This window comes from Burkholderia sp. MSMB1498, from assembly GCF_001526245.1.
GTDB classification, from domain to species: domain Bacteria; phylum Pseudomonadota; class Gammaproteobacteria; order Burkholderiales; family Burkholderiaceae; genus Burkholderia; species Burkholderia savannae.
In genome coordinates this window covers 35294-49855 of the sequence record NZ_LOYJ01000071.1, presented here as the reverse complement: position 1 = coordinate 49855, position 14562 = coordinate 35294, and the positions used below count along the sequence as shown (strand labels likewise).

14 protein-coding genes and 1 pseudogene are annotated in these 14562 nt (G+C 69.4%); 10 read left to right on the top strand and 5 right to left on the bottom strand.

Annotation, left to right across the window (positions count from 1 at the left end; all coding sequences use genetic code 11):
* Nucleotides 1-211: 211 nt before the first annotated feature.
* Nucleotides 212-1096, bottom strand: a complete 885-nt coding sequence (locus tag WS91_RS15925; protein WP_059670584.1) for an EamA family transporter — start codon at nt 1094-1096, stop codon at nt 212-214.
* Between the two features lie 194 nt (nt 1097-1290).
* On the opposite strand from WS91_RS15925, the gene WS91_RS15920 reads away from it, so the two are divergent.
* On the top strand, nt 1291-2172 hold the full coding sequence (locus tag WS91_RS15920; protein ID WP_038750783.1) for a pirin family protein: 882 nt from the start codon (nt 1291-1293) through the stop codon (nt 2170-2172).
* 52 nt (nt 2173-2224) lie between these two features.
* Nucleotides 2225-3073: a thioredoxin gene (gene trxA, locus WS91_RS15915; RefSeq protein ID WP_038750786.1), complete on the top strand. Its 849-nt coding sequence runs from the start codon at nt 2225-2227 to the stop codon at nt 3071-3073.
* Between the two features lie 303 nt (nt 3074-3376).
* Here trxA and tcdA read toward each other — a convergent pair whose 3' ends face one another.
* Nucleotides 3377-4252, bottom strand: a complete 876-nt coding sequence (gene tcdA / locus WS91_RS15910) for a tRNA cyclic N6-threonylcarbamoyladenosine(37) synthase TcdA (protein WP_059670581.1) — start codon at nt 4250-4252, stop codon at nt 3377-3379.
* Between the two features lie 133 nt (nt 4253-4385).
* Here tcdA and pdxH point away from each other — a divergent pair, with 133 nt between their 5' ends.
* The 3 genes from pdxH to WS91_RS15895 all read left to right on the top strand — a co-directional run bounded on the left by pdxH (nt 4386) and on the right by WS91_RS15895 (nt 7800).
* Nucleotides 4386-5030 (top strand): pyridoxamine 5'-phosphate oxidase, encoded by a 645-nt coding sequence (gene pdxH / locus WS91_RS15905; protein ID WP_038750791.1) that lies wholly within the window; start codon nt 4386-4388, stop codon nt 5028-5030.
* Between the two features lie 133 nt (nt 5031-5163).
* Entirely contained in the window at nt 5164-6384 is a 1221-nt protein-coding gene (locus WS91_RS15900) for an SAM-dependent methyltransferase (protein WP_038750794.1), read from the top strand.
* A gap of 27 nt (nt 6385-6411) precedes the next feature.
* A complete protein-coding gene (locus WS91_RS15895; protein ID WP_059670580.1) occupies nt 6412-7800 on the top strand; it encodes a DUF72 domain-containing protein in 1389 nt (462 codons plus the stop codon).
* Nucleotides 7801-7824: 24 nt separating this feature from the next.
* On the opposite strand, the gene msrA is transcribed toward WS91_RS15895, so the two are convergent.
* The gene (gene msrA, locus WS91_RS15890) at nt 7825-8382 is read right to left on the bottom strand and encodes a peptide-methionine (S)-S-oxide reductase MsrA (protein WP_059581389.1); all 558 of its coding nucleotides are present in this window, start codon (nt 8380-8382) and stop codon (nt 7825-7827) included.
* Nucleotides 8383-8745: 363 nt separating this feature from the next.
* Between msrA and WS91_RS15885 the strand changes: the two genes are divergently transcribed.
* Nucleotides 8746-9261, top strand: coding sequence for a flavin reductase family protein (locus WS91_RS15885; RefSeq protein ID WP_038750802.1), 516 nt, complete (start codon nt 8746-8748; stop codon nt 9259-9261).
* Here the strand turns inward: WS91_RS15885 and WS91_RS15880 are convergent.
* The gene (locus WS91_RS15880) at nt 9248-9748 is read right to left on the bottom strand and encodes an Lrp/AsnC family transcriptional regulator (protein WP_038750805.1); all 501 of its coding nucleotides are present in this window, start codon (nt 9746-9748) and stop codon (nt 9248-9250) included. The genes WS91_RS15885 and WS91_RS15880 overlap by 14 nt on opposite strands.
* Nucleotides 9749-9876: 128 nt before the next feature.
* Between WS91_RS15880 and kynB the strand changes: the two genes are divergently transcribed.
* From kynB to kynA, 3 genes are all read left to right on the top strand, one after another.
* A complete protein-coding gene (gene kynB, locus WS91_RS15875; protein ID WP_059581385.1) occupies nt 9877-10518 on the top strand; it encodes an arylformamidase in 642 nt (213 codons plus the stop codon).
* Nucleotides 10519-10558: 40 nt separating this feature from the next.
* Nucleotides 10559-11809, top strand: coding sequence for a kynureninase (gene kynU, locus WS91_RS15870; RefSeq protein ID WP_059581380.1), 1251 nt, complete (start codon nt 10559-10561; stop codon nt 11807-11809).
* A gap of 87 nt (nt 11810-11896) precedes the next feature.
* Nucleotides 11897-12817, top strand: a complete 921-nt coding sequence (gene kynA / locus WS91_RS15865; RefSeq protein ID WP_059643506.1) for a tryptophan 2,3-dioxygenase — start codon at nt 11897-11899, stop codon at nt 12815-12817.
* A 29-nt stretch (nt 12818-12846) separates the two neighbouring features.
* Here kynA and WS91_RS15860 read toward each other — a convergent pair whose 3' ends face one another.
* On the bottom strand, nt 12847-14301 hold the full coding sequence (locus WS91_RS15860) for an MFS transporter (RefSeq protein WP_059643503.1): 1455 nt from the start codon (nt 14299-14301) through the stop codon (nt 12847-12849).
* 9 nt (nt 14302-14310) lie between these two features.
* Here WS91_RS15860 and WS91_RS37945 point away from each other — a divergent pair.
* A pseudogene (locus tag WS91_RS37945) lies at nt 14311-14492 on the top strand (hypothetical protein).
* The last annotated feature ends 70 nt before the right edge of the window (nt 14493-14562 follow it).

Sequence of the window (14562 nt, the reverse complement as noted above, 5' to 3'; positions counted from 1 at the left end):
AATGCCGATGCCGATGCCGATGCCGATGCCGATGCCGATGCCGATGCCGATGCCGATGCCGAGCCAATGCCGAGCCGAGATCGGCCGATGCGCTGATCGGCCGATCCCGCCGCGATTGCCGAACCGGCGCGCCCGCCGCACGTCGCCGAGCCGCACCCCACCTTTGCCCTGCCTGCTTACTCGCCCATCGCAGCCGAAACCCGCGCCGCGCTCAAGACGCCGCCGCGAAGAACCGCCGCACGACGCGATCGCCGAACACATTGACCGCGAGCCCGGCCATCACGAGCGCGGCGCCCGCGAGCTGCGCGTGCGTGAGCTGCTCGCCGAGCAGCAGCGCCGACGACGCGAGGCCGACGACCGGCACGAGCAGCGAGAACGGCGCGACCTGCCCGGCCGGATAACGCGACAGCAGGCGGCTCCACAGCCCGTAGCCGAGCAGCGTCGCGACGAATGCGAAATAGACGACCGCGAAAATCGACGCGCCCGACAGCGACGTCAGCGCGGCCTCGATCCGCTGCGGCCCCTCGAACCAGTACGACAAGACGAAGAACGGCACGGGCGGCACGAGGCTCGCCCAGACGACGAGCGACACGAGATCCACCTTGCCGATCCTCTTCGTCACGACATTGCCGAGCGCCCACAGCGCCGCCGCGCCGATCGTCAGCAGGAAACCCGCGAGCGTCATGCCGCGGCCGCCCTGCACGGCGATCGCGACGAGGCCGATCGCGGCGATCGCGAGGCCCGCGAGATTCTGCGCGCGCAGCCGCTCGCCGAGCACGAGCATCGCGAAGAACAGCGTGAAGAACGCCTGCGCCTGCAGCACGAGCGACGCGAGCCCGGCCGGCATCCCGACGTACATCGCGGAAAACAGGAACACGAACTGGCCGAGCAGGATCGTCGATCCGTACAGCGCGAGGAGCCGCCACGGAATTTGCGGCCGGCGCACGAAAAACACCGCGGGCACCGACGCGAGCAGGAAGCGCAGCCCGCCGAGCAGCATCGGCGGCACGCCGTGCAGCCCCACCTTGATCACGACGAAGTTCACGCCCCACGCCAGGATCACCACCAGCGCCAGCAACAGGTCTTTCGGGGCCATCGTCGTCTCCATGCGTCTTTTTTGCGCGAATCGCCGAGTTTACCGGCGTTTCGCCAAGCTTGCAGACGGCGGCGGCGGCGCGCGCGCGTGCGTGCGCGCCGCCGCATCGGCCGGGACGCCGTTACAATGGACCGCATCCCCCATCCGCCGCACGAACACTCAAAACGCCCCGAACGCTTCGAACGCCTCCCGCCATGACCGACTCGATCAAAGCCCTCCTGAAGCCGCACGTCCGCGACATCGGCAACCTGACCGTGCGCCGCACGCTGCCCGCGCTCGCCGCGCGCACCGTCGGCCCGTTCATCTTCTTCGACCACATGGGCCCCGCCGCGCAGCCGCCGGGCGCGGGCCTCGACGTGCGCCCGCATCCGCACATCGGCCTCGCGACCGTCACCTACCTGTTCGACGGCGCGATCATGCACCGCGACAGCCTAGGCTCCGTGCAGAAGATCGTGCCGGGCGACGTCAACTGGATGACGGCCGGGCGCGGCATCGTCCACTCGGAACGCACGCCCGACGACGAGCGCGCGCGCGGGCAAACGGTGCACGGCATCCAGACCTGGGTCGCGCTGCCGCTCGAGCACGAAGCCCGCGAGCCGTCGTTCGAGCATCACGCGGCCGCGACGCTGCCGAAGCTCGAGCGCGACGGCGTCGCGCTGACGGTGATCGCGGGCGACGCGTTCGGCGCACGCTCGCCCGTCACGACGTTCTCGCGCACGCTGTACGTCGCGGCCGCGTTCGCGCCGGGCGCCTCGCTCGCGCTCGACGCCGATCACGAAGAGCGCGCGGTGTATCTCGTCGACGGCGACCTGACGGTCGACGGCGCGCCGCTCGAGGCCGCGCAGATGGCCGTGCTCGCGCCGGGCGCACGGATTGCGCTCGCGAGCGCGGGCGGCGCGCGCGCGATGCTGCTCGGCGGCGACAAGCTCGACGGCGAGCGCTTCATCGAATGGAATTTCGTCGCGAGCTCGCGCGAGCTGATCGAGCGCGCAAAGCGCGCGTGGACGGCGCAGGAGATGGGGACCGTACCCGGCGAAGCCGACTGGATCGCGCTGCCCGAGCGTCGCGCGCATTGAAAAAACGGCCGTGCACCCTCACTGTGCATCCACCTACCCTAACGAGGACGCCATGGACACCACGCTCGCCACTTTCGAACGAGACGTCATCGAAGCATCGCTTGCCGCCCCCGTGCTGGTCGATTTCTGGGCTCCCTGGTGCGGCCCGTGCAAGACGCTCGGCCCGCTGCTCGAAAAGCTCGAGCGCGAGTACGAAGGCCGCTGGAAGCTCGTCAAGGTGAACGTCGACGAGAACCAGGAGCTCGCCGCGCACTTCCAGACGCGCAGCATTCCGCACGTGATCGCGTTCGCGGACGGGCGTCCCGTCGACCAGTTCGTCGGCGTGCTGCCCGAAGGGCAGCTGCGCGCGTTCCTCGACCGCCTCGTGCCCGCGCCCGACGAGGCCGAGCGCCGCGCGGCGCAGGTCGCGCTCGCCGAGGAGCGGATCGACGACGCGATTTCGCACCTCGAGAACGCGCTCGCGCTGAATCCCGGCTATGACGAAGCGCGCCTCGATTTCGTCGAGCTGCTGCTCGCGCTGAACCGGATCGACGACGCGCGCGCGGAAGCCGCGCGCCTGTCGCCGCAAGCGACGGGCGGCGCCGACGCGCGCTACCAGGCGATCAAGACGCGCTTCGACGCGCTCGACGCGACGGCCGATCTGCCCCCGACCGACGCGCTCGAAGCGCGGATCGCGAGCAACCCCGGCGATCTCGAAGCGCGCTTCGACCTCGCGCAGAGCCTGATCGCGCGGCGCGCGTACGAAGGCGCGCTCGAGCAGTTGCTGGAAATCGTCCGGCGCGACCGGACGTTCGGCGACGACGTCGGCCGCAAGACGATGATTTCGGTGTTCGAGCTCGCGGCGGACGAGCCCGCGCTCGTATCGGCGTGGCGGCGCAGGCTGAGCGCGGCGCTGAACTGACCAAACGGGTAACGACAAGCTAAGGCCGGAGCGGCCATGCGGCGGCGCGCGCGTTGCGCGTCCGCCGCTTTTTTCTTTCGGCGGGATTGCGCGGCGGTCGCTCGGTCGTTGCTCGGCCGTCGCTCAGTCGTTGCGCAGCAGAATTGCGCGAAGGTTGCGCCGCCCGGCGCTGCATGTGCGGCGAAGGCGCGCACGCCGGCGTGAGGCCGACGGTGCGCGCCGCGCGTCGTGCGTGCGCGCCGCCAACGCCATTTCAACGAACGACGAAGGCAAATCCGGCGGCGCCAGCCGCCACCGCGGGCGTTACCGCCCCGCCTGCCCCGCCCGCGCCGCGAGCGCCCGCAGCGCGTGCGCCGCCGCCGCGAATCCGAAGCTCGCGGTCACGCACACGCTCGAACCGAAGCCCGCGCAATTGAGCCCCGTCGGCCCGGGCGCGTGCGCGTGCGTCGCCGTGTGCTGCGCGACGTCGTCGACGTCGCACACGGCCGCCTCCGGATAGATGAGCGGCTCGTCCGAATAGACGGCGCTCACCTTGAATTTCGCTTTCGGCCCGCGCGGGAAGCCGTGCTGCTTGCGCAACTGCGCGCGCACCTTCGACAGCAGCGGGTCCTGGATCGTCTGCGCGAGATCGTCGATCCGGATGCGGGTCGGATCGAGCTGCCCGCCCGCGCCGCCGACCGTGACGAGCGGCTGCCCGCGCGCGACGCACCACGCGATCAGCGCCACCTTCGTGCGCACGCTGTCGATCGCGTCGACGATGTAATCGAAGCCGCCGCCGAGCAGCGCGTCGAGATTATCCGGCTCGACGAAATCCTCGATCCTCACGACCCGGCAAGCCGGATCGATGAGCGCGATCCGCTCGGCCATCGCGTCGACCTTCGGCTTGCCGTAGTTGCCGTCGAGCGCGTGGACCTGCCGGTTCGTGTTGCTTTCGGCGACATTGTCGAGGTCGATCAGGGTCAGTTCCCCGATAGCGCTGCGCGCGAGCGCCTCGGCCGCCCACGAGCCGACGCCGCCGATGCCGATCACGGCGACGCGCGCGCGCTCGAACGCGGCGAGCGCGCCGGCGCCGTAGAGCCGCGCGACGCCGCCGAAGCGCCGCGCCCGATCGGCGTCAAGCTGCCCGGATGGCTGCGGAGTAAGATCGTGAGGCGTCGCAATGGCGTCGGTACGTGACATACAAGCTGAACGAAAGGCGAGGGACAGCCCGCTATTTTGCCTGATCGGCCGGCGGCGAACACACGCCGAACCACTGCAACGCAGGATTTTTCCACCTTCGCTATACTGGCCCCGATTGAGCGTTCGCACACCAATGACGACACTTGCCGATCTCCGCACCAACTACTCCCGCGCGTCGCTCGACGTCGCGGACGTGAACCCGAATCCGTTCGTCCAGTTCGACGTCTGGTTCAAGGAAGCGCTCAGCGCGCAACTGCCCGAGCCCAACACGATGACGCTCGCGACCGTCGACGAATCCGGCCGGCCGTCCGCGCGGATCGTCCTCATCAAGGGCGTCGACGAGCGCGGCTTCGTGTTCTTCACGAACTACGAGAGCCGCAAGGGGCGCGAACTCGCGCGCAACCCGCACGCGGCGCTCCTCTTCTACTGGATCGAGCTCGAGCGGCAGGTGCGCGTCGAAGGACGCATCGAGAAGACGAGCGAAGAAGAAAGCGACCGTTATTTCGCATCGCGGCCGCTCGGCTCGCGCATCGGCGCGTGGGCGTCCGACCAGAGCGCGGTGATCGAGAACCGTGCGTCGCTCGAAGCGCGCGAGAAGGAAATCAGCACGCGCTTCGGCGAAAATCCGCCGCGCCCGCCGCACTGGGGCGGCTACCGTCTCGTGCCGAGCTCGATCGAATTCTGGCAGGGCCGCCCGTCGCGGCTCCACGACCGCCTGCTGTACGCGCGCGATGGCGCGTCGGCGAGCGGCTGGAAAATCTCGCGCCTCGCGCCGTAACTCGCCGCGGCGCGCCCGCGTCCGCCCTGCCGTGCATTTCGTTTTGCTCGCGGGCGGCCGGCGTTTTCGCACGCCGGCCGCCCGCCCGACAACTTGGCTGTATTTCGTTTCAACGAACAAAAGGGGATTCCAAATGTTCTGGGAAAAGAAACTGGCACAGTGGGCGGACGAAGTACGGGAGACGTCGAACATTCCGGCGCGCCTCGTCCTCTGGAACGGACAGCAACTCGATTTCGGCACGTTCGCCGCGCCGCAGGTGACGCTGAAGGTCAACAACGCGTCGGCGCTGCCACTGCTGCTCGAGCCGAGCCTCGACAATCTCGGCGAGGCGTACGTGAAGGGCAAGATCGACATCGAAGGCAAGCTCGCCGACATCATCAACATCGGCTATTCGCTCGCGCGCAGCACGGTGACGAACGCGAGCAAGCTCGCGCGCGTGCGGCGCTACTTCAACCACTCGAAGAATTCCGACAAGAAGGCGATCCAGTATCACTACGACGTGTCGAACGCGTTCTACAAGCTGTGGCTCGACGAGAACATGGTCTACTCGTGCGCGTATTTCGAGAACGGCGACGAAGACCTCGGCACCGCGCAGATCAAGAAGATCGACCACATCCTCACGAAGATCCACGTGCAGCCGGGCCAGCGCCTGCTCGACATCGGCTGCGGCTGGGGCGCGCTCGTGCTGCGTGCGGCGGGCAAGTTCGGCGCGCGCTGCGTCGGCGTCACGCTTTCGCAGAACCAGTTCGATCTCGCGACCGAGCGCGTGAAGCGGGCGGGCCTCGAAGACAAGATCGAGATCCGGCTGCAGGACTATCGCGACGTCGAAGGCCAGTTCGACCGGATCACGAGCGTCGGGATGTTCGAGCACGTCGGCCGCAAGAACCTGCCGCTCTACTTCTCGCGCATCCGCGAGCTGCTCGCCGACGACGGCGTCGCGATGAACCACGGCATCACGTCGACGGACGCGGAAAGCGGCGAGACGGCGCTCGGCGGCGGCGAGTTCATCGACCGCTACGTGTTCCCGGACGGCGAGCTGCCGCACATCAGCCTCGCGCTCGAAGCGGCGCAGCGCGGCGGGCTCGAGGCGATTGACGTCGAGAGCCTGCGGCGGCACTATGCGCGCACGCTCGACATCTGGACCGAGAACTTCGAGGCGAAGGCCGAGGAAGCCAGAAAGCTCGTCGACGACGAAAAATTCCGCATCTGGCGCGTGTACCTGGCCGGCTGCGCGTATGCGTTCGAGCACGACGACGTGTCGATCTTCCAGATCGTGTGCCGCAAGGCCGGGCAGAGCGCGAAGACGCTGCCGTGGTCGCGGCGCTACATGTACCAACACGCGCTGCCGCGCTAGAAGGGCGGCGCCTTTCAGCGATGACGGATGGGTGACGGCAGCACGCGGCGCAAACCTGCGCCGCCGACACGACAAGAAGACGCGCAAGGCGATCAGTTCGACCTGTTCGGGGCGCAGCCGCTGCCGCCTGCTTCGCCGTCCTCGTCCTCGTCAGATTCCGCGTCAGGCGCGAAGCGCAAGCGCGCACCGGGCGGCAAGCCGCGCGACGCGAAGCGCGACGCGGCGTCAAGCGATACGCCGCCGGCCGCCGCGCGGACTGCCGGGCCCGCGGCCGACGCCGGTACAGACGCGGGCGACGGTGCGAACGGCGGCCGCGATGCCGACGCCGGCGCTGATCCCCAACCCGGAACGGAAGCCGACCGCGCCGACGCGACGCCCACGCTCCCCGGCTTCGACACGCCGCGTCCCGCCCCGCCGAAAAAGCGCGCACGCCGGCGCGGCGTCGCGCCCGCCGCGATCTCGGACGACGTCGCCGCCGCCGCGCGCGAGCTGCCGCCGCGCGTGCGGCTCGGCACGTCGTCGTGGTATTTCCCCGGCTGGAAGGACATCGTCTACGGCGACGACTACGCGCAGTCGAAGCTGTCGCGTGAAGGCCTCGAAGCGTACGCCGCGCATCCGCTTTTGAAGAGCGTGAGTCTCGACCGCTCGTTCTACGCGCCGCTCACGGTGGCCGACTATCTGCGCTATGCGCAGCAGGTGCCGGACGATTTCCGCTTCGTCGTCAAGGCGCCGGCGCTCGTCACCGACGCCGTGCTGCGCGGCGCGCGCGGCGAGCCGACCGGCCCGAATCCGGCGTTCCTGAACGCGCGGCTCGCCGCCGACGAATTCGTGCGCCCGTGCCTCGAAGGCCTCGGCAACAAGGCGGGCGCGCTCGTGTTCCAGTTCCCGCCGCTGCCCGACACGCTGTTCGCCGATCCGGCCGCGCTCGTCGATCGCCTGAGCGCGTTCCTCGGCGCGCTGCCGCCGCTGCCGGACGATCCGGACGGCCCGCGCTACGCGGTCGAGATCCGCGACGCGAGCCTTTTGACGCCGCGCTTCATCCGCGCGCTCGCGGCGGCGGGCGTGCGCTACTGCGTCGGGCTGCACGCGAAGATGCCGGACCCGCTGCGCCAGGCGGCGGCGCTCGCGCTCCTCGACGGCGATCCGTCGGGCCCGCTCATCGTGCGCTGGAGCCTGCACGGCGGCTTCAAGTACGAACAGGCGAAAGCCAAGTACGAGCCGTTCGACCGGCTCGTCGACGAGGACCCGCACACGCGCTCGGCGCTCGCCGAACTCGCGGCGCGCTACGTGCTCGCGGGGCAGCCGGTGCTCATCACCGTGAACAACAAGGCGGAAGGGTCGGCGCCGCTGTCGTGCATCGCGCTCGCGAAGGAAATCGCGGCCGCGTGCGCGCGCTGGCGCAGCGAGGCGGCGTAGCGCGCGGCGCCGCCGCCCGCGCCGTCACGCGCCGCGCGACTTTAGCCGATGCGCGAACTTCTGCCGAAACTTCGCGAGCTTCGGCCCGATCACGACCGCGCAGTAGCCCTGCCCCGGATGTTGCGCGTAGTAGTTCTGGTGATACGCCTCCGCGGGCCAGTAATTGCCGTTCAGCGGCCCGACTTGCGTGACGATCGGATCGTCGTACAGCTTGTCGCGCTCGAGCGTGCGGATCACGTCGAGCGCGGTGTCACGCTGCGCGTCCGAGTGCGTGAAGATCGCCGAGCGGTACTGCGTGCCGACGTCGTTGCCCTGGCGGTTCAACTGCGTCGGATCGTGGGTCGCAAAGAAGATTTCGAGGATGTCGCGATAGCCGATCCGGCTCGGATCGAACGTGACGTTGACGACTTCCGCGTGGCCCGTGTCGCCGTCGCACACATCGTGATAGCCGGGGTTGCGCGTGTGGCCGCCCGCATAGCCCGATTCCACGGCCGTCACGCCGTCGATGTCGAGAAACACCGCTTCCTGGCACCAGAAACAGCCGCCGCCCAGCGTCGCGACTTCGTTCGTTGCTTCGCTCATATCGGTTTCCTTTCGTTCGTTATGTTCGTTACGTGCGTTTCGCACGCCGCGCGCGGACGCGCTCGAAGCGCATGCGCCAAGCATCGCCGCGCGCCGCATCGTTGCGGCGGCCGCACGCGCGTTCGCGCCGCGCCGGCACGCGCCGTTCGCACATCGACGCGCGCCGCATTCCGCGAAAAATGTGGCATCGACCACTCGCCGGGCGCGACGGCCCGTCGCAGCGCCGCGCGATTCCGCTAAAATCGGTCCCAACCAGACGAATATTCCGATGACCGTCCTGCTCACTTCCCGCCATTGCGCATTCGGCGCCGCCGCCCGTTCCGCTCACCGCACCACGCCTTCGTCGCTCGAGGCCGTCACACGATGAAACACGCACAGGCCAGCCCGCCGAACTTCGACGCCGCCGCGTTCCGCCAAGCCCTCAGCCAGTTCGCGACCGGCGTGACCGTCGTCACGACGCGCGCGCCGTCCGGCCAGTTGATCGGCATCACCGCGAGTTCGTTCAACTCGGTGTCGCTCGATCCGCCGCTCGTGCTGTGGAGCCTCGCGCACAAGTCGGCGTCGATGCCGGTGTTCCGCACGAACAGCCATTATGTCGTCAACGTGCTCTCCGCGTCGCAGCACGATCTGTGCATGCGCTTCGCGACGCTCAAGGGCAACCGCTTCGAAGGCGTGTCGCACGCGGCGGGCGACACCGGCATGCCCGTGCTCGACGGCGCGCTCGCGTGGTTCGAATGCCACAACCGCAGCCGCTACGACGAAGGCGACCACGTGATCTTCGTCGGCGAGGTCGAGCGCTGCGGCGTGCACCCCGACGCCGCGGCGCTCGCGCCGCTCGTGTTCCAGAACGGCGTCTTCCACCGCCTCACAAAGCTTTGACGGCGCCCGTGCGCGCGAGCGCGACGGGCGGCCCCGCCTCGTCCTTCAGCGTCTGCAGCACGATGTTCGAGCGGATGTCGAGCACGCCGGGCGCCTTGTACAACTGGTTCAGCACGAAATCGGAGTAGTGCTTCAGGTTGTGCGCGAGCACGCGCAGCAGGTAGTGCGTCTCACCCGTCACGACGAACGCGCCGACCACCTCCGGCCACTCGCGCACCGCCTCCGCGAAGCGCTCGTGCCATTGCGTCTGGTCGTTGCGCATCGACACCTGCACGAACGCCTCCAGCTCGAACCCGAGCTTCTCGCGGCTCAGGCACGCGCGATAGCGTTCGATCACCCCCTGCTCTTCGAGCAGCCGCATCCGCCGCAGGCAGGCGGACGGCGACAGCGCAATGCGCTCGGCCAGATCGAGGTTGCTGATCCGTCCTTCCTGCTGAAGGACCGCGAGAATACGGCAATCGGTTGCGTCCAGCGTGATCGCATGCATTTTTGGTCTCCGTTTTAGATCTAATTCGAATTATCTGCCATATTGGTGGATTGTCCATGCTTATTTCGCAAGCACTTGCTTCGCGTGTTTGCCTATCATGCGAAGCATTCGAGGCTCTTCGACAACGCATGGACACGATCTGGGACATCTCCCCGTCAATCGCCCCCGCGACGCCCGTCTGGCCGGGCGACACGCCCGTCGGCGTCGAGCGCGTGTGGCGCATGGAGGCGGGCTCGCCCGTCAACGTCGCGCGCGTCACGCTGTCGCCGCACACGGGCGCGCACGCGGACGCGCCGCTGCACTACGACGCGAACGGCGCGCCGATCGGCGCGGTGCCGCTCGACGCGTATCTCGGGCGCTGCCGCGTGATCCATTGCATCGGCGCGAGCCCAGTCGTCGCGCCCGACGACGTACGCGCGGCGCTCGCCGGCGCGCCGCCGCGCGTGCTGCTGCGCACGTACCGGAACGCGCCGCAGCGCGCGTGGGACAGCGCGTTCTGCGCGGTCGCGCCGGAAACGATCGATCTGCTCGCCGCGCACGGCGTGCGCCTTGTCGGCATCGACACGCCGTCGCTCGACCCGCAGGAATCGAAGACGATGGACGCGCACCACCGCATTCGCGCGCATCGGATGGCGATTCTCGAAGGCCTCGTGCTCGACGACGTCGCCCCCGGCGACTACGAGCTGATCGCGCTGCCGCTGAAGTTCGCGACGCTCGACGCGAGCCCCGTGCGCGCGGTGCTGCGCGCGCTGCCCGGCGCGCCGCGCTGACGCGCTCGCATGGCCCCTTTCCCCAACCAGGTTCGACATCATGAAAACACGTGAAGAAGCGCTCGCGCTCGACCGCGACGACCCGCTCGCGTCGCTGCGCGACCAATTCGCGCTGCCCGGCGGCGTGCTCTACCTCGACGGCAATTCGCTCGGCGCGCAGCCGCGCGCGGCGGCCGCCCGCGCGCAGCAGGTGATCGGCGCCGAATGGGGCGAAGGCCTCATCCGCAGTTGGAACACGGCCGGCTGGTTCGCGCTGCCGCGCCGCTTGGGCGACAGGCTCGCGCCGCTCATCGGCGCGGCGCAAGGCGAAATCGCGATTACCGACACGATCTCGATCAACCTGTTCAAGCTGCTGTCCGCGATGCTGCGCCACCAGGCGCGGCATGCGCCGAAGCGGCGCGTGATCGTGTCGGAGCGCTCGAACTTCCCGACCGATCTGTACATCGCGCAGGGCCTGATCGCGCAGCTCGATCGCGATTACGAGCTGCGCCTGATCGACGATCCCGCCGACCTGCCCGACGCGCTCGACGACGAAACCGCGGTCGCGATGATCACGCACGTGAACTACCGGACGGGCTACATGCACGACATGCCGTCCGTCACGCAGACGGTCCGCCAGGCCGGCGCGCTGATGCTGTGGGATCTCGCGCACTCGGCGGGCGCCGTGCCCGTCGATCTGAACGGCGCGCTCGCGGACGGCGCTGTCGGCTGCACGTACAAGTATCTGAACGGCGGCCCCGGCTCGCCCGCGTTCGTCTGGGTGCCGAAGCGCCATCAGCAAGCGTTCGAGCAGCCGCTGTCCGGCTGGTGGGGCCATCGCGCGCCGTTCGCGATGCAGCCCGCGTTCGAGCCCGATCCGGGCATCGCGCGCTTTCTGTGCGGCACGCAGCCGATCGTGTCGATGGCGATGGTCGAATGTGGGCTCGACGTATTCGCGCAAACCGACATGCACGCGATTCGCCGCAAGTCGCTCGCGCTGACCGATGCGTTCATCGCGCTCGTCGAATCGCGCTGCGCGGGCCAGCCGCTCAAGCTCGTCACGCCGCGCGCGCATCATCAGCGCGGCTCGCAGGCGAGCTTCGAGCATCCGCACGGCTACGAAGTGATGCAGGCGCTGATCGCGCGCGGCGTGATCGGCGACTATCGCGAGCCGCACATCCTGCGCTTCGGCTTCACGCCGCTCTACACGCGCTTCGTCGACGTGTGGGACGCGGTCGAGGCGCTGCGCGACATTCTCGAAACCGAAGCCTGGCGCGCGCCGGAATTCGCGACGCGCGCCGCGGTGACCTGATCCGGCGCGCATCGCGCGATCCGCGCGACGCCCGACCGCTCGCACCGCCACGCACTTTCAACGGAGACAATTGTGAATTCAGGCCACATGCAGCCGCCCGGCGACGACAACGCGCCGCGCTGCCCTTTCGCCGGTGTCCATGCGCACGAAGCGCCGCACGTGCCCGTCGCCGAGGGCGACGACGCGCCCGGCGGCTGGCACCGTGCCCAGCTCGACTTCTCGCAGTCGATGAGCTACGGCGACTACCTGTCGCTCGACCCGATCCTCAACGCGCAGCATCCGCGCTCGCCCGATCACAACGAGATGCTGTTCATCATCCAGCATCAGACGAGCGAGCTGTGGATGAAGCTCGCGCTCTACGAGCTGCGCGCCGCGCTCGCGTCGATCCGCAGCGACGCGCTGCCGCCCGCGTTCAAGATGCTCGCGCGCGTGTCGCGCGTGCTCGAGCAGCTCGTGCAGGCGTGGAACGTGCTCGCGACGATGACGCCGTCCGAGTATTCGGCGATGCGCCCGTATCTCGGCGCGTCGTCGGGCTTCCAGTCGTATCAGTATCGCGAGCTCGAGTTCATGCTCGGCAACAAGAACGAGCAGATGCTGCGTCCGCACGCGCATCGGCCGGCGATCCACGCGCATCTCGAGGCGTCGATGAAGGCGCCGTCGCTGTACGACGAGGTGATTCGCCTGCTCGCGCGCCGCGGCTTTCCGATCGCGCCCGAACGCCTCGACGCGGACTGGACGCAGCCGACGCGCCACGATCCGACGGTCGAAGCCGCGTGGCTCGCCGTGTACCGCGAGCCGAACGCGCATTGGGAGCTGTACGAGATGGCCGAGGAGCTCGTCGATCTCGAAGACGCGTTCCGCCAGTGGCGCTTCCGCCACGTGACGACGGTCGAGCGGATCATCGGCTTCAAGCAGGGCACGGGCGGCACGAGCGGCGCGCCGTATCTGCGCAAGATGCTCGACGTCGTGCTGTTCCCCGAGCTCTGGCACGTGCGCACGACGCTGTAACGCGCGCCGCCCGCACGCGCGGCCGCGCTTCAGGGCGTGGTGCGCGCGAGTTCGTCGCCGGCCGGCAGCCCGCCGCGACGCAGCCGTGGAATGTGCCGGCGCAGCGCGAGCAATGCGACGAGCACGACCGTCATCGCGGCGGCGAGCATCGTCAGATACGCGTTCGCGCCGCCCGCCGAGATCACGTACGCGCCCGCGAACGCGCTCAGGATCGCGCCGGTGCGGCCGAACGCGACGGCGCCCGCGGTGCCCGTCGCGCGCACGGGCGTTGGATAGATGAACGTGCAGAGCGCGTACATCGTCGATTGCACCGCGTTCACGAAGAAGCCGTGCGCGGCGAGGCCGACGATCAGCCAGCCGGTGTGGCTCGCCGCATCGACGCCGAGCAGCCACGCGGCGCTCGCCGCGCCGCCCACGCAGCACAGCGCGAGCGGCCAGCGCGAGCCGAAGCGTCCGATCGCGAGCGCGCAGCCGAGCGCGCCCAACACGCCGCCGAGGTTGTACGCGGTCAGCCCCGAGCCCGCGACCGACACGCTCAGCCCCTGCGACGTCAGCATCGTCGGCAGCCAGCTGAACGCGCTGTAGACGGCGAGCAGGCACATGCCGAACGCGCACCACAGCGCGATCGTGTCGCGCGCGTAGCCCGCCGAGAACAGCGCGCGCACGCCGCGCCGCTGCGCTTCGTGCGTGCGTGCTTCGGCGAGATCGGTGAACGCGGTGCCGTCGGCGACGGGCCGGCCCATCCGCGCGAGCAGCGCGCCGAGCTCGCGCCAGCGCGCCGGATCGCGCGCGAGATAACGCGGCGATTCGGGCAGCGCGCGCACGAGCAGCAGCCCGAGCGCGAGCGGCAGCGCGCCGCCGATCCAGAAAAGGCCGCGCCAGCCGTACGCGGGCAGCACCTCGTGCGCGAACAGGCCGGCGAGCATCCCGCCCGCCGGCACGCAGACGATCGTCGCCGTCACCATCACCGTGCGGCGGCGCGCGGGCGTGTACTCGGCGGTCATCGTCGTCGCGGTCGGCAGCGCGCCGCCGATCCCGAGGCCCGCGACGAAGCGCAGCGCGGCGACCGCCGCGACGTTCGGCGCGAAGCCGATCGCGCAAGTCGCCGCGCCGAACACGAACACGCTGCCGATGATCGCCCAGCGCCGGCCGAAGCGATCCGCGAACAGTCCGGCACACGCGCTGCCGACGCCCATTCCGAACAGGCCCGCCGCGACGGCGGGCGCGAACGCGGCGCGCGTGATCCCCCACTCCTTGATCAGCACCGGAATTGCAAAGCCGATCAGCTGGCTGTCAAAGCCGTCGAGCACGATCGCGAACGCGGCGAGCAGCACCGCGACGCGCTGCATCGCGGTGAACGGCCCATGGTCGAGCGTCGCGCCGATGTCGACCGAAAGCGGCGCGCGGCCTTGGCGGGCGCTCATGCGAGCCTCCGGCGCGCGGCGGCCGAGCCGACGATGCGGCGGCGCGCCGCGGCGATACACGGGGTCGGGGTGTGCTTCATGTCGTCTCCTGAATGTCCTCTGGATCGGCGCGTCGCGCGGCCCCGCCTCGCCCGGCTTTCTTCGAAACCGTTCGCGATGTCGCGGGCAAACCCTGCGGCGCAAGGGCTTCATCGGCCCTGCGCGATCGTCGCTCGACGCCGGACGGCGATGTCCGCGCGATGAAACTTTGATCTAGCGCAAGGTCACGAATTTACGCATGGTAAAACTAATTTCGATTAGTTGAATTATTGGAAACCCCTA

Bases quoted from the DNA above. Each gene is read 5' to 3' on its own strand.
- msrA (WP_059581389.1), bottom strand. From the start codon at position 8,382: ATGAGCGAAGCAACGAACGAAGTCGCGACGCTGGGCGGCGGCTGTTTC.
- kynB (WP_059581385.1), top strand. From the start codon at position 9,877: ATGGACACGATCTGGGACATCTCCCCGTCAATCGCCCCCGCGACGCCC.
- kynU (WP_059581380.1), top strand. From the start codon at position 10,559: ATGAAAACACGTGAAGAAGCGCTCGCGCTCGACCGCGACGACCCGCTC.
- kynA (WP_059643506.1), top strand. From the start codon at position 11,897: ATGCAGCCGCCCGGCGACGACAACGCGCCGCGCTGCCCTTTCGCCGGT.
- WS91_RS15925 (WP_059670584.1), bottom strand. From the start codon at position 1,096: ATGGCCCCGAAAGACCTGTTGCTGGCGCTGGTGGTGATCCTGGCGTGG.
- trxA (WP_038750786.1), top strand. From the start codon at position 2,225: ATGGACACCACGCTCGCCACTTTCGAACGAGACGTCATCGAAGCATCG.
- pdxH (WP_038750791.1), top strand. From the start codon at position 4,386: ATGACGACACTTGCCGATCTCCGCACCAACTACTCCCGCGCGTCGCTC.
- WS91_RS15920 (WP_038750783.1), top strand. From the start codon at position 1,291: ATGACCGACTCGATCAAAGCCCTCCTGAAGCCGCACGTCCGCGACATC.
- WS91_RS15895 (WP_059670580.1), top strand. From the start codon at position 6,412: ATGGGTGACGGCAGCACGCGGCGCAAACCTGCGCCGCCGACACGACAA.
- WS91_RS15880 (WP_038750805.1), bottom strand. From the start codon at position 9,748: ATGCATGCGATCACGCTGGACGCAACCGATTGCCGTATTCTCGCGGTC.
- WS91_RS15885 (WP_038750802.1), top strand. From the start codon at position 8,746: ATGAAACACGCACAGGCCAGCCCGCCGAACTTCGACGCCGCCGCGTTC.
- tcdA (WP_059670581.1), bottom strand. From the start codon at position 4,252: ATGTCACGTACCGACGCCATTGCGACGCCTCACGATCTTACTCCGCAG.
- WS91_RS15900 (WP_038750794.1), top strand. From the start codon at position 5,164: ATGTTCTGGGAAAAGAAACTGGCACAGTGGGCGGACGAAGTACGGGAG.